The sequence below is a fragment of the Aeribacillus sp. FSL K6-2848 genome (assembly GCF_038004325.1).
GTDB lineage: Bacteria > Bacillota > Bacilli > Bacillales > Aeribacillaceae > Aeribacillus > Aeribacillus composti.
The window spans coordinates 1,472,291-1,490,838 of the sequence record NZ_JBBOQQ010000001.1 but is presented as its reverse complement, the minus strand read 5'-3'; the positions used below and the strand labels follow the sequence as shown (position 1 = coordinate 1,490,838).

General features: G+C 40.5%; 15 protein-coding genes and 1 pseudogene. 6 read left to right on the top strand and 10 right to left on the bottom strand.

The genetic code is table 11. The features are described 5' to 3' along the window. Window positions 1–363: 363 nt before the first annotated feature. From htpG to NSS70_RS07330, 8 genes and pseudogenes are all read right to left on the bottom strand, one after another. Window positions 364–2,238: a molecular chaperone HtpG gene (gene htpG, locus NSS70_RS07365; RefSeq protein ID WP_339194874.1), complete on the bottom strand. Its 1,875-nt coding sequence runs from the start codon at window positions 2,236–2,238 to the stop codon at window positions 364–366. Window positions 2,239–2,542: 304 nt separating this feature from the next. Beyond that, a complete protein-coding gene (locus NSS70_RS07360; protein WP_063386390.1) occupies window positions 2,543–3,013 on the bottom strand; it encodes a DUF1641 domain-containing protein in 471 nt (156 codons plus the stop codon). Further along, a complete protein-coding gene (fdhF, locus tag NSS70_RS07355; RefSeq protein WP_094245451.1) occupies window positions 3,006–5,951 on the bottom strand; it encodes a formate dehydrogenase subunit alpha in 2,946 nt (981 codons plus the stop codon). Before fdhF ends, NSS70_RS07360 begins: the two co-directional genes overlap by 8 nt. A 12-nt stretch (window positions 5,952–5,963) precedes the next feature. Continuing rightward, complete coding sequence (fdhD, locus tag NSS70_RS07350; RefSeq protein ID WP_339194869.1) at window positions 5,964–6,752, bottom strand: formate dehydrogenase accessory sulfurtransferase FdhD; 789 nt, start codon at window positions 6,750–6,752, stop codon at window positions 5,964–5,966. Window positions 6,753–7,154: 402 nt separating this feature from the next. Beyond that, the gene (locus NSS70_RS07345) at window positions 7,155–7,943 is read right to left on the bottom strand and encodes an ABC transporter permease (RefSeq protein WP_063386393.1); all 789 of its coding nucleotides are present in this window, start codon (window positions 7,941–7,943) and stop codon (window positions 7,155–7,157) included. A gap of 1 nt (window position 7,944) precedes the next feature. After that, window positions 7,945–8,721, bottom strand: coding sequence for an ABC transporter permease (locus NSS70_RS07340; protein WP_340881180.1), 777 nt, complete (start codon window positions 8,719–8,721; stop codon window positions 7,945–7,947). After that, window positions 8,711–9,691, bottom strand: coding sequence for an ABC transporter ATP-binding protein (locus NSS70_RS07335; RefSeq protein WP_340881179.1), 981 nt, complete (start codon window positions 9,689–9,691; stop codon window positions 8,711–8,713). The genes NSS70_RS07340 and NSS70_RS07335 overlap by 11 nt, the downstream gene beginning before the upstream one ends. A gap of 57 nt (window positions 9,692–9,748) precedes the next feature. Then, window positions 9,749–9,937, bottom strand: a pseudogene (locus tag NSS70_RS07330) (DUF3219 family protein); the annotation flags it as partial. A gap of 901 nt (window positions 9,938–10,838) precedes the next feature. On the opposite strand from NSS70_RS07330, the gene NSS70_RS07325 reads away from it, so the two are divergent. The 4 genes from NSS70_RS07325 (at window position 10,839) to cydS (ending at window position 13,882) form a co-directional block, all read left to right on the top strand. Then, complete coding sequence (locus NSS70_RS07325; RefSeq protein WP_340881177.1) at window positions 10,839–11,033, top strand: hypothetical protein; 195 nt, start codon at window positions 10,839–10,841, stop codon at window positions 11,031–11,033. A 404-nt stretch (window positions 11,034–11,437) separates the two neighbouring features. After that, entirely contained in the window at window positions 11,438–12,745 is a 1,308-nt protein-coding gene (locus NSS70_RS07320; protein WP_430732317.1) for a cytochrome ubiquinol oxidase subunit I, read from the top strand. After that, the gene (locus NSS70_RS07315; RefSeq protein WP_063386398.1) at window positions 12,742–13,761 is read left to right on the top strand and encodes a cytochrome d ubiquinol oxidase subunit II; all 1,020 of its coding nucleotides are present in this window, start codon (window positions 12,742–12,744) and stop codon (window positions 13,759–13,761) included. The genes NSS70_RS07320 and NSS70_RS07315 overlap by 4 nt, the downstream gene beginning before the upstream one ends. A gap of 13 nt (window positions 13,762–13,774) precedes the next feature. After that, the gene (gene cydS / locus NSS70_RS20825) at window positions 13,775–13,882 is read left to right on the top strand and encodes a cytochrome bd oxidase small subunit CydS (protein ID WP_412675449.1); all 108 of its coding nucleotides are present in this window, start codon (window positions 13,775–13,777) and stop codon (window positions 13,880–13,882) included. Window positions 13,883–13,946: 64 nt separating this feature from the next. Here cydS and cydC read toward each other — a convergent pair whose 3' ends face one another. Both cydC and cydD read right to left on the bottom strand, forming a co-directional pair. Further along, window positions 13,947–15,668: a thiol reductant ABC exporter subunit CydC gene (gene cydC, locus NSS70_RS07310; RefSeq protein ID WP_340881173.1), complete on the bottom strand. Its 1,722-nt coding sequence runs from the start codon at window positions 15,666–15,668 to the stop codon at window positions 13,947–13,949. Further along, entirely contained in the window at window positions 15,665–17,398 is a 1,734-nt protein-coding gene (cydD, locus tag NSS70_RS07305) for a thiol reductant ABC exporter subunit CydD (RefSeq protein ID WP_340881171.1), read from the bottom strand. Before cydD ends, cydC begins: the two co-directional genes overlap by 4 nt. A 349-nt stretch (window positions 17,399–17,747) precedes the next feature. On the opposite strand from cydD, the gene NSS70_RS07300 reads away from it, so the two are divergent. Both NSS70_RS07300 and NSS70_RS07295 read left to right on the top strand, forming a co-directional pair. Then, on the top strand, window positions 17,748–18,182 hold the full coding sequence (locus tag NSS70_RS07300) for a hypothetical protein (protein WP_063386401.1): 435 nt from the start codon (window positions 17,748–17,750) through the stop codon (window positions 18,180–18,182). Next, complete coding sequence (locus NSS70_RS07295; protein WP_063386402.1) at window positions 18,170–18,463, top strand: YxcD family protein; 294 nt, start codon at window positions 18,170–18,172, stop codon at window positions 18,461–18,463. The genes NSS70_RS07300 and NSS70_RS07295 overlap by 13 nt, the downstream gene beginning before the upstream one ends. Window positions 18,464–18,548 lie beyond the last annotated feature (85 nt).

The window sequence follows — 18,548 nt, the reverse complement described above, 5'->3', positions numbered from 1 at the left end:
TCTCAAACGATCCTAGTGGGAGTTAAAGGAATTTGAAAAAAACTCTTAGCTGCAAAAGAGCTCAAACTATTAACAAACCTGCCTTCCGCCTCTGCCGGAAAGACAGGTTTGCCTTTCTTAATTATTTTGCGCATGTCCATACGTTAAAAGCTAAAACAAGCATTCATTTTCATGAAAACTTTTTCATATCTGCGAAATCCATCCGCTGCATGCCTTGCTGCTCTTTTGCATCAGTCAATCGGTTCTTTGTGCTTCTTTATCTATAAATCGTGCACCTTTCAGCCAGCTAAGTTTTTCCGGTTGTGGCGCTGAACTCTGCAAATAGTTCAAGCTTTGACAAATCGCTAGATGTGTACTGGATTTTTAAGAAACCATAATTTTACAAATGTCATTTGTAAACTCAACAGGATCTTGGACTGGCAGGCCTTCAATTAGCAAAGCCTGATTATACAAAATGTTTGTGAACAGCTTCAGCTTCTCTTGATCGTTTTCATACGCTGCTTTTAGCGTTTGAAAGACTTCGTGATCTGTATTAATTTCAAGCACTTTCTCCGCTTTAATGTTTTGGCTGTTCGGCATAGCATTTAACACTTTTTCCATTTCAATCGTGATTTCGCCGTCTGTTGATAAACAAACAGGATGTGTTTTTAACCGTTTTGATGCTCGCACATCCTTTACTTTATCACCCAAAATGCTTTTCATTTGTTCGAACAGCTCTTTATGTTCTTTTTCAGTTTCTTTTTTGTTTTCTTCTTCGCTAATTCCTAAGTCGCCGCTGGAGACTGATTTAAATTCTTTCTCTTTATATGTCATTAACATTTTGATCGCAAATTCATCGATATCCTCTGTCAAATACAAAATTTCATAGCCTTTATCTGCAACCAGCTCGGTTTGCGGAAGCTTTTCAATTCGTTCATACGAATCGCCCGTTGCATAATAAATATATTTTTGCTCCTCAGGCATTCTTGATACATATTCTTGCAGGGTGACAAGTTTTTTCTCCTTTGAAGAGTAGAACATAAGCAAGTCTTGCAATGTTTCTTTATTTGCGCCGAAATCGCTGTAAACGCCATACTTTAATTGTCTGCCAAATGCTTCATAAAACTTTTCATATTTTTCTCTTTCATTTTTTAATAGGTTTTCTAGTTCGCGTTTAATTTTGTTTTGAATGTTTTTCGCAATGATTTTCAATTGCTTGTCATGCTGGAGCATCTCTCTTGAAATATTTAACGATAGGTCCTCAGAATCAACCATTCCTTTAACGAAGCTGAAGTAGTCAGGCAGTAAATCCGGGCACTTGTTCATAATTAACACGCCGTTGGAATACAGTTCAAGCCCTTTTTCATATTCTGCTGTATAGTAATTAAATGGCGTTTTTTCCGGAATATATAAAATCGCCTGATAGCGAACCGTACCATCTACGCTAATATGAATATGTTTTAACGGTTTATCAAAGCCATAATGCTTTTCGGCATAAAAGTTTTCATAATCTTCATCTGTCAGTTCACTTTTATTTTTCCGCCAAATCGGAACCATGCTGTTGATTGTTTGTTCTTCAACAACCTCTTCAAATTCGTTCTCGTTCTCATTTTTCGGTTTTTGTACTTTGACATCCATTTTGATCGGATAGCGGATGAAGTCGGAATATTTTTTAATGATTTGTTTTAACCGATATTCGTCAAGAAATTCGTCATAGTTGTCATCTTCAGTATTCTCTTTGATTTTTAGTATGATCTCCGTTCCGACCTCTTTCTTCTCATATGGTTCGATTGTAAAACCATCAGCGCCTTTTGATTCCCATTTATATGCTTGATCGCTGCCCAGCGCTTTACTGATGACAGTGACAACATCCGCTACCATAAAGGCGGCATAAAAGCCAACGCCGAACTGTCCAATAATGTCATAGCCGTCTTTTAATTCGTTTTCTTTTTTAAAGGCGAGCGACCCGCTCTTTGCAATCGTACCAAGATTTTCTTCCAATTCCTCTTTTGTCATGCCTATGCCTGTATCAACGATTGTGAGCGTCCGCTTTTCTTTATTTGGAATAACTTTTATGTAGTATTGATCCTTTTGAAAGGTTAACGAATCATCAGTCAGTGCTTTGTAATAAATTTTATCAATCGCATCGCTTGCATTTGAAATTAACTCTCTCAAAAAAACTTCCTTTTTTGTATAAATGGAGTTGATCATCATTTCTAATAACCTTTTCGACTCGGCTTGAAACTCTTTTTTTTCCATGACCGCCTCTCCTTTCTAAAAAGCGTATGTGCAAAATTAAGATAAAAATTAGCACTCTAATCAATCGAGTGCTAATCATCATTTTTTTAATAACAAATATTTAATTTTATGTCAACTCCGAATGATTGACCGCTTTGCACTTTTCTTGAGTTTTTCTTTACGAACGATAGGCAACAGTCGTTTTCGAATGAGAAGGGCTTTGTCTTTCCACATAATGGTTGCAAATTTCTTTACCAATCAGGATGTTTTTCAGCACAAAAGCATTCCCTCGCAACTTTCAAGCTTCACTTTTATTGCCAATCCTTTAAGATTTCCCCATTCCTCTTAAAAAATGAAGAAGCATAGTAATCGATCGGTTGATGTCAGGATCTTTTAAAGCCGATAGCAATTGGAAAAAAGAAGTTGTTTCTTCTTTATTGACGCTTGCCGCAGCTTCTTGTATTCCAGCATTCATTCTTGTCGTCATTACCTGCAGCTTTTCGAGATCGATTGTTCCCAGCAGCATCAACAGATTGACGATATTTTTTAAAACATCAATGTTCGGTTTTCTGCTGACTTCCTTAACCACGTTTTCTAGTACTTGATCTTTCCGCGCTAAAAGGGCATTGGCGATTTCCAGAACACCTGCATCGTGAAGCTTCCGTAAACATGCTATGCCTTCTAAAACTGCCTCTTTATTGTCTGCTAACGCTTGCTCGATTTCTAATAAATTTTGCTTTCTTTTTTCTTCTTGTGACACTTCGATTTTTTTGATGGTTGTAATTGGTTTAGCCATGTATTTTCACCTTGCTTCCGGGAAACGTGTAGTCGCTGCGCTCCCATTTCTTCTCTACTTTGACCCCAATTTGCGGATTTCTTTTTCCGTTTCGATGGTTGTTTGGACGAATTGGGGAGTCTCCTTTTTCCTTCAATACGACCATTTTTACGGCAATTTCTTTATATGCCGGTGTGTTCGTATCGCGGTCAGCATGATTGCCTGTTAAACGATTAATAGCCAATTCGCCCGTATCATTCAATGGGATAAAGATTTCATGCTTTTGCACGCGATCCGTTATGTGAACAGGGCCTTTTACAGAGCCGTATTTGGAAATAAGCTTGACAATGGCTCCTTCTTGAATACGGCGTTCTTCAGCCAATTCTTTCGAAATTTCTATAAAAGCGTTCGGGGTTTTCCGGCTGATTCCTTGTGATTTATACGTCATGTTCCCTTCATGGAAATGTTCTAGCAAGCGCCCGTTGTTCACGTGAAGATCATACTCTTCATCTACATCATATAAATAATCGACTTGAAGCGGATAAAGCTGTGCCTTTCCATCGGCAAACGGGAATTGATCTTCATAAAGAAGCGGCGAGTCGGTTCCATCTTTCTCAACAGGCCATTGCAAGCTTGAAAATCCTTCTAAACGGTCATAGGAAACACCGGCAAAAAGCGGTGCGAGCGACGCCGCTTCTTCCATAATTTCTCCAGGGTGCTGATAATCCCAATTGAAGCCCAGCGCTTTCGCCAGCATACAATAAATTTGCCAATCAGGCTTCGAATCTCCAAGAGGCGGCAATGCTTCATACAATCGCTGAATCCGGCGTTCTGTATTGGTAAAAGTTCCTTCTTTTTCTAAGCTTGGACTGGCCGGCAGCACAACATCTGCATATTGGGCCGTTTTTGTTAAAAATAAGTCCTGCACAACGAAAAATTCCAGCTTTTCAAAAGCGGCGCCGACTTGATTGATATTGGCATCGACAATCCCCATATCTTCGCCAGTCACATATAATGCCTTCAGAGCGCCTTCATGAATCGCTTTAACCATTTGATGATTGTCTTTTCCCGGATTTTTAGGCAATGTCACGCCCCAAGCTTTTTCATAACGGCTGCGGACTTTTTCATCCGCTACCTTTTCATATCCCGGGAAAAAGTTCGGCATGCTTCCAAAGTCGCTGCACCCTTGAACATTGTTATGGCCGCGCAGCGGATAGGCTCCAGTGCCCGGTTTGCCGTAATTGCCTGTCACTAATAACAAATTGGAAATGGCAGTACTCGTATCACTTCCGCGCTGCTGTTGAGTGACTCCCATCGCCCAGCAAATGACCATTGTTTTAGATTGATGAATCGTTTCAGCAACCTTGATCAGCGTGTCCTTGGAAATTCCCGTCACTTCTTCCGCATATTCCAACGTAAACGGCTCTAAGCTACTTTTATATTGTTCAAAGCCGTTCACTCGTTCTTTGATAAACTCTTCATCATGCCAATTTTGGTCAATGATGTATTTCGTTACAGCTGACAGCCAAACAAGATCCGTTCCCGGCTTTGGCCTGATAAACATATCGGCCCGCTCCGCCATTTCATGCTTTCTTAAGTCAAACACGAGCAGCTTTTGTCCATAAAGTTTTTGCGCTCGTTTGATTTTTGATGCCAAAACCGGATGCGATTCCCCTGTATTGGCGCCAATAATGATGACAAGATCAGAGGAAGCTATGTCAGAAAAAGATCCTGAATCACCGCCATAGCCGACAGTACGAAATAGTCCAACCGTTGCTGGAGATTGACAATATCTTGAGCAATTATCAACATTATTCGTTCCTATCACTTGACGGGCAAATTTTTGCAGTAAATACGATTCTTCATTCGTTGCTTTGGAAGAAGCTATAAATCCTAAAGCATCAGGGCCATGTGCATCTTTTATTTCTTTAAACCGTTTTGCAACATATCGAATCGCCTCATCCCATTCAACTTCTTTAAAATGGTCGCCTTCCCGGATCAGCGGTTTTGTCAGCCGTTCTTCACTATTGACATAATCCCAGCCGAACTTCCCTTTTACACAAGTGGAAATTCCGTTTGCCGGCGATTCCGGTGTTGGTTCAACTTTTAAAACTTTTCTGTCTTTTGTCCATATATAAAATGAACAGCCAACTCCACAGTATGTGCAAACTGTTTTCGTTTTCTTGATCCTTTCCTTGCGCAGCTCAGCTTCTGTATCTGAGATGGCCATTAGCGAACCGTATCCTGTTTCCACTTCCTTCGTCAAATTAATCATCGATCGTAATGTACCAGGTTCTACATTTGTTAAAAAGCCGGCTTCCCCTAACATTGATTTTTCCATTAAGGCATTGCACGGACATACAGTTACACATTGGCCGCAATTTACGCAGCTGGACTGATCAATCGGCACATCGTTGTCCCAGATCACACGAGGCTGCTCTCTGCTCCAATCAATCGTCAATGTTTCATTTACTTGAACATCTTGGCACACCTCTACACAGCGTCCGCATAATATGCATTGATTTGGGTCATATCGATAAAATGATCCTGAATAATCCACTTCATACGGTTTTGGTTGGAACGGAATGCTTTGATGTTCAATGCCTAAAGCTTTAACCGTATTATGAATTGTACAATCTCCATTGTTTTTATCGCAAACTGTGCAATATAATTCATGATTTTTTAAAATTTGATCCATCGCTAATTTTTGAGATTCTTTTACTTTAGAAGTCTCTGTTTCAACAACGAGTCCTTCTTGGACTTTGTAGCTGCAGGCTCGTACAAGCTCCCCGTTCACTTCCACCATACAAGTATCACATGTTTGAATTGCGCCCAAGCTTTCATGATAACAAACGTGCGGTACATCCATTTCATGTTCGAGCAAAGCCTGCAGAAGATATTGATTTTCCCTTGCGGTTATTTCTCCCCCGTTGACCGTAATCGTTACATTTCCCACGATACGTTCCCCCTGTTATTTTGTTATTCTGTTGCTATGTGTATAAATGTTCATTTTATTTTCCCGTATAAACCCAACAGTTGTAATGTTTAAATCTTCTGCCAATTGAAGTGCCAAATTTGTTGGAGCCGATTTTGATAGAAGTATACCGCATCCAATTTTCGAAACCTTCAGCACCACCTCTGAGGAAATCCGCCCGCTGAAAGCGATTATTTTATCATTTAAAGAAATGCTTTCGTTTAGACAGAAGCCATATAATTTATCTAAAGCATTATGTCGTCCAATGTCAGAAAATGTCTTAATCAATCCCTCTTTTGAACATAATGCCGCATGATGAATGCCTCCAGTACGCTTAAAAGCCGATGAAGCTTCATGTAACATTTCCATTAACTGAAAGCATTGTGCGGCAGAAATCGTCATGCTGCTCAAAATTGTTTTCGCTGTTTTCACATCATTATAAAAATAAAACTGTCGGCTTTTTCCGCAGCAGGAGCCGATAAAGCGTTTGGAAACAAACTCTTTCTTATCCCCTATCGGCTGATGCAAATGAACATAGGCAAACCCCTTATCCTCATCAATTTGAAGCGCTTTCACATCTGCTTTTATGCGGATTATCCCTTCTGAAGCTAAAAAGCCCAATACAAGCTCCTCTACATGGGACGGCGAGCATACTAATGTGGCGAATTCCTCATTGTCCACAAAAATTGTTAACGGATACTCTATCGCAATTTCATCTATCACCACTTTCTTGTTTTGATGATCAATTTTGATTATTTCTCTTTTACAAATAATTTCTTTTTCCATAATGGGAACCTTCCTTTTTAATCACACCTCTAAAATAAAATATTCGACAGAAGCAGAAAAAATCCTTTTCTTCTTTTTTTCTCTATTTGTCCATACAAGGAAACTGTTTCACTGGAAAACCTAAGCGAGGTCAGGCTGGGAAAAATGAGGGGAGAAATATATATCTTTCAAGCGACATCGACTGATTTTGGCAGACTGCTTGTTCGAAAAAATCATCCATTGATCATTGTCTTTTATCGTGCCAAACAGCTGGGGAAAAGCAACTGAAAAACTGTAACCCCTCTGCTTTTTCATCTATCCATCTAATAAGCTATTCGGTCATTCCTTAACCAACATCTACCGTTTGAAATTATTAGCAAATTTTTCACATTCTCTGCTGCCATTTTTTAATGCACGGAATATTTAACTGCTTGCACTTGTGTACGATCGAAGCGCATACCGCCAGAACCGGCGCGATATCCATAAGAACAGCCCGGCAAGTACAACGGATAGGATTGTTGTCATCCCGTTCCATTTTCCAAGCAAAGACAACGCCGGCGTGCTTGTAATAAAGGCAGCTGGCAAAATGTATGTGAGCACGATGCGAAGCCAGCCTCTATACATTCCGATTGGAAACCGTGTTGTTTCAAAAAATGAATTAAAAACAAACGATAGATCATCGATACGAATAACCCAAAAGGAGGTGGTCATCAGCATCATCCACAGCGCGTAAATCAGGACAAGCGAAGATCCGATACTAATGAAAAACATCACTGCATCCATTATTGTCGGCATATAATGTTTTTGTATTAACGCATAGATTATCAAGCCGATGCCAAGAAGCACATCAATTAAGCGCCAAAACACTAAATGGCGGAAGCTGACATAAAACATGCTGTCGACCGGCTTTGTCAATACATAATCAAACGTCCCCATGCGAATATGCTGCAGCAGACGGGACATGTTGGGCCGCAGGGCAAAATCAATCAATCCTTGCAGCGTATTGAATATACCAAGAAGCAGCAGAACATCCGCATATTTCCAACCGCCGAGGTTATCTGTTTGATAAAAAAATACTTGAATTGTCAAAATAGCCATCCCAATGCCAAACAAACTCGACAGGAAATTCCCTAAAAATTCGCTGCGATATTCGAGCTCCTCCACTAAACAAGTCCGAAAAAATTCACAAAAAATGCGCCAATGTCTTTTCACATTATCCCCCCACAGCTTGGTTTTTCCTTAGACCAGCCTTCCAAAGCAACAATACTGCAAGCATAAAAAACATGCACCAAACTGCAGCCAATCCAAATCCGTACACAATATCCATCCCTTGGACGCTTCCGGTCAAAATTTCGATTGGAAACCCGACCATATATCGAAAAGGCAAATAAAAGCTGATCGTTTTCAAAAACGGCGGCAGGAGCGACATCGGTGCAATGCGGCCCGACAAAAAGAGAGACACCGCTTCAAACATGCCATACAAAGCCGTCACTTTTGTCACCCAAAAACCTAACAGACCAAATGTGTAGCTGAATAAAAAACGAATGACCGCTGCCAATAAAAGCGCACAAAAGAATAACAGCCACTGCGCCGCACCTATTTGATCCAGCCGCAGCGCCGGAATAAAGACCGCCAAGAGGCCCCATGCCGGAATTAAAATGACTAAAAATAACGCTTTATACACAATATTTTCAGCAATGGCCCAATGTATCGGGTGAAACGGACGGACAATTTGATAAGAAAAGGTTCCCTCCCTTATTTCCCGCTCCAATTCCCAAACGTCCCAAGCGCTTGTCATGCGTTCAACAAAAATCAATGCCGCAAAGTAAAAAATAAACTCATTCTCCTGATCAGGATCAATATTCATCCAGACCATCATCGTGATCAGCGGCTGAACCATGGCTCCTGTCATCCACACGATCGTCGCCAGCCGGTAGGCAAACATCTCCACATATTTCATGCGAAGGAGAACAGAGTATTTACGAAACATGTGCATCCTCCTGAAACGCGAGCGTTATCACTTCTTCCATCGGCGGATCTTCTATATTTAAATCGCGAACATCAAACTGCTGCAAAAATCGGGAGGATACCTCATTAATGCGTTCCCTCGGCACACGAAGCGTTACTTTACCCTCTTTTGCATCGACTAATTCGCCGTATGCATCCCATGAAATATCGGGAATGGACGAAAGCTGAACCTCTAGCAATTTATACGGCGTCAATTTTTCCGTCAACATGTCCAATTCACCATCATACAACAGCTTCCCATGATTAATAATGAGCACCCGATCGCACAGCGCTGTCACATCGCCCATGTAATGCGATGTCAACAATACTGTCGTTCGGTGCTCGCGGTTATATTGTCCTATAAAGCGGCGGACTTTTTCCTGCGTATGGACATCCAAGCCGATCGTCGGTTCATCCAAAAATAAAACCTTCGGCCGATGCAAAAGCGCGGCTGCCAATTCGCATTTCATCCGCTGTCCGAGAGACAAACTCCGCGTTGGTTTCGTCAAGAGCTCTTCTAACTCCAGCAGCTCGACAAGCTCATCCAACGTTTGCCGAAACGCACGGTCTTCTATTTCGTATATCGCTTTATTGACGAGAAACGTTTCCATTGGCGGAATATCCCATATGAGCTGGCTTTTCTGTCCCATGACTAAACTCATGATCTTCTTAAATTCCGCTTTTTGTTCAAACGGTACATATCCGGCAACTTGAATGCTCCCGGAGCTTGGATAAAGCAAACCGGCCAGCATTTTAATTGTCGTTGTTTTCCCCGCTCCGTTCGGCCCTAAAAATGCGACAATTTCTCCCGAAGGAATGGTAAATGAAATGTCTCGCACCGCTTCCACAGTACGAATTTCCCTCTTAAACAAACTGCGTACAGCCCCCGTCCACCCTGCTTGCCGAACGTGAACTCGAAATTGCTTGTACAAATGCTCTACTTGAATTGACATAGTGCCTCCCTCTGTTTCTTCGAACACCATGGGATTACGCCATTGAAACAATCATTGTTAAATCGTCTCAATTAATTCTAATCGAAAATCACCAACCTGATTTTTTTTGTACAAATTCGTCACAGAAGTGGAATAATTTTGTATCGTCCCCCTAAAGTTCAGGTCTCTTTCAGGAACTGACACATCAAACGTTTGCTGATACAGCAGCGTCGTAATATCATGATATTCATCGCTTCTCACCTTAAATCGAGTAGGAGGGAGCGATTAACTCCCGTCCTCTCACACCACCGTACGTACGGTTCCGTATACGGCGGTTCAATTAAGATAATTGACGCAAGTCTTTATAACTTCCGTGAATAGCTGTTCTCTTTATGCCAGTGGTCACTCCACCCTCCAAGAGATCTCCCACGGGATTCACCGCTTCCTCCCTCAAGTGAGGTACTACGTTTTCTGTGTTCATCATGACTCACTGAATGCCAAGGGCTATTCTCTCTTAATTGTTCGGTCCTTCTTAGTTGTTCTAGACCAACTAATACTATGACCTCTGCTGACTTCTGACTGTTCAGCTATCTATCACTAGATAGGTTACCAAGGTTACTTGGCGTGCCAGCCAGACCTCCCCGGGTAAGAGTGTAATCTTTCCTTCCATCCATCTGCTTCATTTACTCTGTATCACCTTCGGCAGAAAGGGCTTTGTTTTGTCTTGCAAACTCACCCAGTGATACCTAGCCTCATATGAAGTTCGTGTTCCTCAGACCGGAAGTTTGCCGCTCGCTTCCTTCAGATTCCGCGTCACCACGGACACCCTTGCGTTAAGCTAACTGCTACTTCTGCCTTCGCAGCTCGGGACTTTCACCCTATAGATTACACCCATGCCGGGCGCACAAGCAAAACGAATTTTATGTAATGGCTCACCGTTTGGTTGATGAGCCACTTCCTCTTCATACTCCTCAACTTATATCTCTACACCATTCAATATTACTTTCTTCACCATACGATCCATCCCTCCTTGGCAGCTGTTTACAAAAAATCATAGCACGAATGCTTCCTGCCCACAAACTAGCATGCTTATGAATATACAACAAAAAATTCGAAGCTGTCATTTTTTTGACTCTATTTAGCCTGGATGAACTGGAGCTAAAAAACCGTGCGATTTAGAACGGACTATGTAACATTTTTGATTTTATATAGTCAAGATGAACTGCAGCCGTATTTTTGTTTGCTAAAAAAATATACATTTAGAGGCGGCAGCAACAATTCGTTCGATTACGGATTCAAACGTTCTGCCAATTTCGCAGCCAAACATAAACAGAATCTTATTGGCTGCTTTCAGGCTTTTTAAGCTAGGGAAAACATGGATTTTTTTTCACAGGACTTAACCCTATATTTTCTTAACCCGGCAGATAATCCGATATGATTTGAAAATCATGTATATTCTTTAAATATTTGTACAAACATATGTTGAGCAATGCTGATTTTTTCAGATTTTGCAAATGGTACAGGCTGCCTAAAATGCTATAATATGGCATAAACTAAGCGAAAAGAGCCAATGTTCACATATTTTTCATTCTCTATATATACATTTGTCAAAGAGAATTGACAAAGAGCACATTTTTATAAAGTAAAATGAAATTCAAATTGTATTGGATCATCCTGATCATATACTCATGACCGGTTTCAAAGATTTATCCCGTTCAAAAGGAGGAAATAAAATTGTTATTTGAAGACCCCGTATTCAGCAGTCGAATGCTGACTATCCTTACACTTTCTTTTCACGCTATTTACGCAACCATTGGGGTAGGCGTTCCGTTGATGATCATGATTGCCCAGTGGGTTGGGATCAAAAAAAATGACGAACATTATCTTTTAATGGCTAGACGTTGGGCGCGGGGGTATGTCATCACCGTAGCTGTCGGCGTTGTAACAGGAACTGCGATTGGACTCCAGCTGTCATTGCTCTGGCCGAATTTTATGGAACTTGCCGGAAATGTGATCGCATTGCCGCTTTTTATGGAAGTATTTGCTTTTTTCTTTGAAGCAATCTTTCTCGGAATTTATATGTACACTTGGGAACGATTTAAAAATCAGCGGAAGCACCTGCTCTTTCTGATTCCTGTCTCCCTTGGCGCCGCCTTTTCTGCCTTTTTTATTACCATCGTCAACTCTTTTATGAATGCGCCACAAGGGTTTGACATTGTAAATGGTGAACTCATCAATGTCAATCCGCTGGGTGCGATTTTTAACCCGGCCATGCCGACAAAAGTCGCACACGTAGTCGCAACCGCCTTTATGACAGCCGCCTTTACGCTGGCATCTATTGCAGCATTCCAATTATTAAAAGGCTCCAACCATGTTTATCATAAAAAAGCCTTGTTTTTAACTATGAAAATAGGACTGATTTTCTCCATTGCAACAGCTGTTATCGGAGATTTTTCCGGCAAATATTTAGCTGAGTACCAGCCAGAGAAATTGGCGGCAGCGGAATGGCATTTTGAAACAGAAGGAAATGCTCCTCTAGTCATGTTTGGTATTTTAGATGACGAACAAAACATTAAATATGCACTTAAATTCCCATATTTGCTCAGTATTTTGGCGCATGGAGATCCAAATGCAGAAGTTATCGGACTAGACCAATTTTCAAATTTTGAATCTCCTCCGCTTTATATTCATTATTTTTTTGATATTATGGTAGCCATTGGCGTTTTCATGATTTTATTAGCACTTATCTATTGGGTTGGGGTGAAGCGCGGATGGGCTTTCATCAACCAAAAATGGTTCCGCATGCTCATTGTGCTCGGAGGGCCTCTATCTTTTATCGCGATTGAGGCTGGCTGGTGGTTGACTGAATTTGGCCGTCAGCCTTGGATCCTTCGCGGAATTATGACAACGGGTGAAGCAGCAACTTCGAGCGGCCATGTAGGTCTTATGCTCATTCTTTTTGCCATTTTGTATTTGATTTTAGGAATTGGCACGATTGTGATTCTTCGCCGGTTGTTTAAAAATAATCCGGTGGAAAGAGAGCTTGAAAATCGATTAGGCGGTGAGCAGTCATGAGCTTGGAGATTATTGGGATATCCGTCCTTTGGATCTTTTTGTTCGGCTATGTGATTGTTGGATCCATTGATTACGGCGCTGGATTCTTTAATGCTTACAGCATTTTGAGCGGCAAGCAGCATATATTGTCCAAAATTATTCAACGCTACCTGTCTCCCGTTTGGGAGGTAACCAATGTATTTTTCGTTTTCTTCTTTGTTGGGATTGTCGGTTTTTTCCCAAAAACCGCATTTTATTATGGGACAACTCTCCTTGTTCCGGGAAGCATTGCGATTATTTTGCTTGCCATTCGCGGGTCTTATTACGCATTTGAAACGTATTCATCAAAAGGGCATAAAGGGTATGCCTTTATGTATGGATTGTCTGGATTATTGATCCCTGCATCATTATCTGTCGTCTTAGCCATTTCTGAAGGCGGATTTGTCTCGATGGTGGATGAGCATCCAGTTTTAAACTACGTTGCATTATTTAAAAGCCCATTATCTTGGAGCATCGTCGTTTTAAGTATTACGGCCGTCCTTTATATTTCAGCTGTTTTTCTTACATGGTACGCGAATCAAACTGGTGATACAGACGCAACGAATTTAATGAGAAAATATGCTCTTTTCTGGGCATTTCCTTTAATCATAACAGCTTGCGGCATCATTTATGAACTGAGCTATCACAACCAAGAGCATTTTGAACGCATCCTTAATTTATGGTGGATGTTCGCTTTATCGTTTCTTTTATATGTCGGGACTGTCTGGCTCATTTGGAAAAGAAAAAATTATGGATTGGCATTCGGATTGTTAGTAGGTCAATTTCTGTTAGCTTTCTTTGGATATGGAATCTCCCATTATCCGTACTTGCTTTATCCATATTTGTCCATTTATGACAGTTTTACAAACGAAGCTATGGCCATTTCCCTGATCATCGTTTTTATTTTAGGATTAGCCCTTTTGCTCCCTTCCCTTTATTTACTAATAAAACTGTTTCTGTTCGATAAAGATTATGTGAAAGGGCAAAACGCAAAATAAGGAGTGTGGAACGATGAAGACTTTTTTAATTACGTTTGCCCCCTTTCTCGTGCTATTCGCTGCTGCAGCTTTATCATTTTGGACAGCAGTGAAAGATGAGCCCGTATCCAAAAGAGGATAAAAATTGAAGCAAGCTTAGAAATCAATCGAAAAAAAGCCGACAGTTTGCTCCATGTCGGCTTTCTTTAATTTGCTGTAAAGACACTTTGTTCAATTTGCTTCATTTGATAAAAGTATCCTTTTTTGTTCATCAATTCTTTGTAGGTTCCCGCTTCTACAACAGCTCCTTCATCCATAACGATAATTTGATCCATGTTTTCCAGTCCGGTCAGACGATGACTGACAAGGATGACGGTATCATTTTTAGCAGCTTCAAACAGATGATGATAAATAGACTGTTCCGTTAAAGCATCCAAAAATGATGTCGGTTCATCAAGTATCCATAGCGGAGCTTTTTTCAACAATACCCTGGCGATCGCCAGTCTTTGCTTTTCCCCGCCCGATAAATTTCCTCCTCTTTCTAACAACGGATCGGCCAAAGAAAGATAGTCAAGCTTCACCTTTTTCAGCACATCTTCCAAGTCTTCGTCAAGCACTGTATCTCTAGCAATCATTAGGTTATCGCGAACGGTACCGTAGAAAAAGTGGTTGTCCTGCAAAATAACGTTCGCATTTTTCCAAAGGCTTTCTTCATCTAATTGATCGATCGAGATGCCGTTGATCCGAATCACTCCTTGATGGTTCTGATAAATTTTTAATAACAGAGCTAGCAAGGTCGATTTGCCCGAACCACTAGGTCCGACAATGGCTGTTTTCGATCCTGCCGGAAATGTAATTGAAACATTTTTTAAAATTTCACTAAATAATTGAAAGGTGACATTCTCCATGACAATTGATGGAGCTTGTTGACCGGGAAGCTCCTTCATTTCTTTCTCATCAGACGTTTTTACAGAAGGGTCTTGCCGTATTGCGTCTGATAGTCTTGCAGCAGCTTGGCGGCTGTCCTCTAAATAACTTGGAAAAGCAGCCATCGGTGCCGCATGTTCAAAAACAGTTAATGAAATCATTACAAGCATGGCAAGAAAAATACCATCTAATTGACCGCCTGCAACGAAATAGACACCAAGCAAAAGAATAACCCAAGAGATAATTAAAGATACAAACGTATTGACAGATTGACTGAAGAGGTTATGGATTGCTTCACGTTCCTGTTCTTTCAAATAAGCATCGGAGCGTTGGATAAGCTTCTCTTGTTTATGCTCAAGCTGTTGATAAATTTTTAAATCTCGAAATCCATAAAAAAACTCCGTCACTTCTGTCGATAAATTCCCGCGGCTTTGCCGAACATGACGCTCTACTTTTTTTAGTCTGAAAGCAAAGTAAGCCGGAATTAGGACAGTGGTGAAAATCAAACCGATACATAACACCAAGGCAATATAAAAGGAAAAGAACGAAGTGAAAAAAATGGTCCATAAAAATATGAGAATGGATACGATCGGCGGATAAAAAACACGCAAAAAGAAGTTTTGCAGCGTTTCCACATCGCCGACAATTCTGGAGAGGAGATCGCCGCTCCGATATTTAAGAAAAATCGCGGGCACCAATGGCTCCAGCTTTTCAAAAAAAGAAACTCGCAACCGGCTTAATATATTGAATGTGGCGCGATGAGAAAAATAACGCTCCCCGTAACGGCTGCCTGCACTGATAAACCCTAGCAGTTTTATACACGCTATGAAAACAGTCAGCGTGTAAATTGGCGGTGCAAGAGCTGCTTTAGAAATCAAATAGCCGCTTGAAGCAAACAAACTCACTGTCGCGATTCCTGTTATAAATCCGAAGAGAATGGACAAAAAAAGATCTTTCTTTTCTGTTAATGTCAGCTTTGTAATAAAAAGCAAATCTTTCATTTTGCCATGCCTCCCTGTTGGAGCGTTGTCATTTTCCTGTACGCTTCAACTGATTCCAGCAATTCTTTATGTGTTCCGGATGCGATGAGTTCTCCATTTTCCAAAAAAAGAATTTTATCCGCATTTATAATAGTATGAAGCCGATGAGCGACGGTAATGACGGTGGAAGATTGAGCTAATTCCTTTATGGAATCCCGCAAAATTTGTTCTGTTTGAAGATCCAGTCCAGTCGTCGGCTCATCAAACAATATAATGGATGTTTTTTTCAAAAACGCTCGTGCCAGTGCAATTCGTTGTTTTTCTCCTCCGGAAATTCCCCTTCCTCCTTCTCCAATAGGTGTATCAAAACCATTTTCAAGCGATTGGACAAGCTTTAAAATTCCTGCCTTTTCGGCTGCTTGTTCGATTTCCTCTTTCGTTGCATCGAGTTTTCCTCCCAAAGCGATATTTTCCGCAATCGTTCCAGAAAAAAGATACGGATTTTGCGAAATATAGCTGATTTCATTGAACCAGCTCTTTTCGTTCAAATCAGACCGCCGAATTCCGTTCACATAAATTTCCCCTTCAGTAAGCGGAACAAGACCTGCAATCACATGTAATAAAGTCGATTTCCCAGCGCCGCTCTTTCCGACAATTGCCACTTGCTCAAACGGGCGGATTTCAGCATTTATATTTTTTAAGGCAAACCTATCTCCCTCGTAACGAAATCCCGCTTCTTCTATACGAATGATCGGCGGTCCTTCACCTTTTGGCAAAACTGCCTTCCCCCATTTTACTGGCTTTCCGATTGCGTTTAGCTCCTCTTCAATCTTTCTTGCCGCCCCCATACTTCCTCTGCCTGCATGAAAGGCGCTTCCTAAATCTTTCAGTGCATTATAAAACTCAGGAGCTAGAATCAGCATAAAAAACGCGGTAAAAAAAGAAATGTTTTGAAAAATAATTAAGCGAATCGCCACATCAAGGGCAATCAATCCCATACTAAGCATGGAAATGAACTCCAGCATAAAAGAAGAGGTAAAAGCAATTTTCAATACTTCCATCGTCGCATCACGAAAGCCATGGCTGCTTTTTCTGATCGCTTCTTTCTGCTGTTTCGCACGGTTGAACAGCTTAAGGGTTGTCAGCCCTTGCAAAGTGTCAAGAAAATGTCCCGATAAAGCGGTCATTTTCTCCATTTGCTCCTCCGATTTCTTTTTCGTTTTGTAGCCAATGATGATCATGAATATCGGTATAAATGGCGCTGTGATCACCATGATTAATCCAGTAAATGGATGGCTAGCAAACACAACGAAAAGAATGAGAAGAGGTATGATCGACGTTTGAACTGCCTTTGGAATATAAATGCTAAAGTAGCTGTCGATTTCATCTACCGCATCCAGCAATACACTTGCTTTTTGTCCTGTTTTCCCTTGCAGCGATACTTGCAGCGGGTTGCTTGAAAATTTATTTAATAAAGATTGGCGAAGATCTTTTTTCACTTTGGACGCTATTTTAATTCCTGTTAAACCGCTGAAATAATGGGATGCAGTTCTGGCCAAAAGAACAATGAACAAACCTAAAAGCAACTGGAAAACATCAGCAAAAGACTGTTTCTGTAAAAAAACGCGATCGACAATCGCCGCAAAAAAATAAGCTTGTCCAATAATGGCAGCACCAGAGATTAAAGCAAGCACGATTAGCAACATCAATTTTGTTTTCTGCTTAAAAGCCAATTTTTTTAGCTGAACCATCCTTTCATGCCTCCAAAAAAACACGTCCATAGATAAGTTTGATGAAACTTGAAAAAACTCTTTTAACATGGCAGTCCAAACGTTTTACAGTTCGCAAATACTTTCAAACAAGTATACATGATAAAATATATTCAAGTAAAACAACGGCCTCACCATTTTTTAAAAGTCTTCTATTCCTTGTTTACAACTTTGTAATTGTTGAATAACATGCTTAGATGAAAGAAAAATTTTTATTCGTTTATTATAGAAAGATATCAAATCGTGAAACTAATTTGATTTTCTATCGTATATAACATTGAAGCTAAGTTCAAAAAAAATACGAATACTTTCATACAGGGGGAAGTCGAAATTGAAAAAATTATTAGCAGCTTTGTTTACTTTCGCGCTTATTTTTTCACCTGTTGGAAATGTTGTTTTTCAAGATCATCCAACGATAGTAGAGGCGAAGTCATACAAATCAGGGAAAAAAAGCTTCAATTTGAATAAAAATACTACAACGAACAGTTCGAATTTCCAAGATAAAAAGGCAAACACTCCAAAAAATCAATCTGCCGGCTCCAAAGGCACACTCTCATCAGGAGGATTTTTCAAAGGCCTAATGTTAGGAGGGCTTGCCGGATTATTATTTGGCGGACTGCTAGCAAACATGGGTATATTCGGTTCAATTTTAGGTTTATTCATTAATTTGCTGGCAATCGTTATTCTCATCTCGATCATTCGCAAAATTTTCGTCCTGATCAAACATAAAAAAGAAAAAGAGGCTGCAAATCCATGGAAAAGCTGATTATTCCGGAGCAAGATATTATTAACGCCATCTGCGTGTACATTTCCCGAAAAAAACAAATAAAGCCGGAAGAAGTTGTAGTGGAGCTGATGTATGACGACGATTACGGCTTTTCTGCCGAAGCGTATGTAAACGACCGAAAGCAAGTACTTATTACCGCAAACATCATCGAAGCTCTGCGTCTTTGGCTCGATGAATTTTTAAATGAAGACCCGTACGCTGGGATTGAACTTGTGTTGGATGATGAAGAAGGAATTATTGCCATCGTCAAAGGAAGATAAACGAACAATCCTTAAAAAATAATCAGCACAAATTCGGCTGACTATGGATTGCGCTGGAACATTATGAAAAATGTTTCGGCGCTTT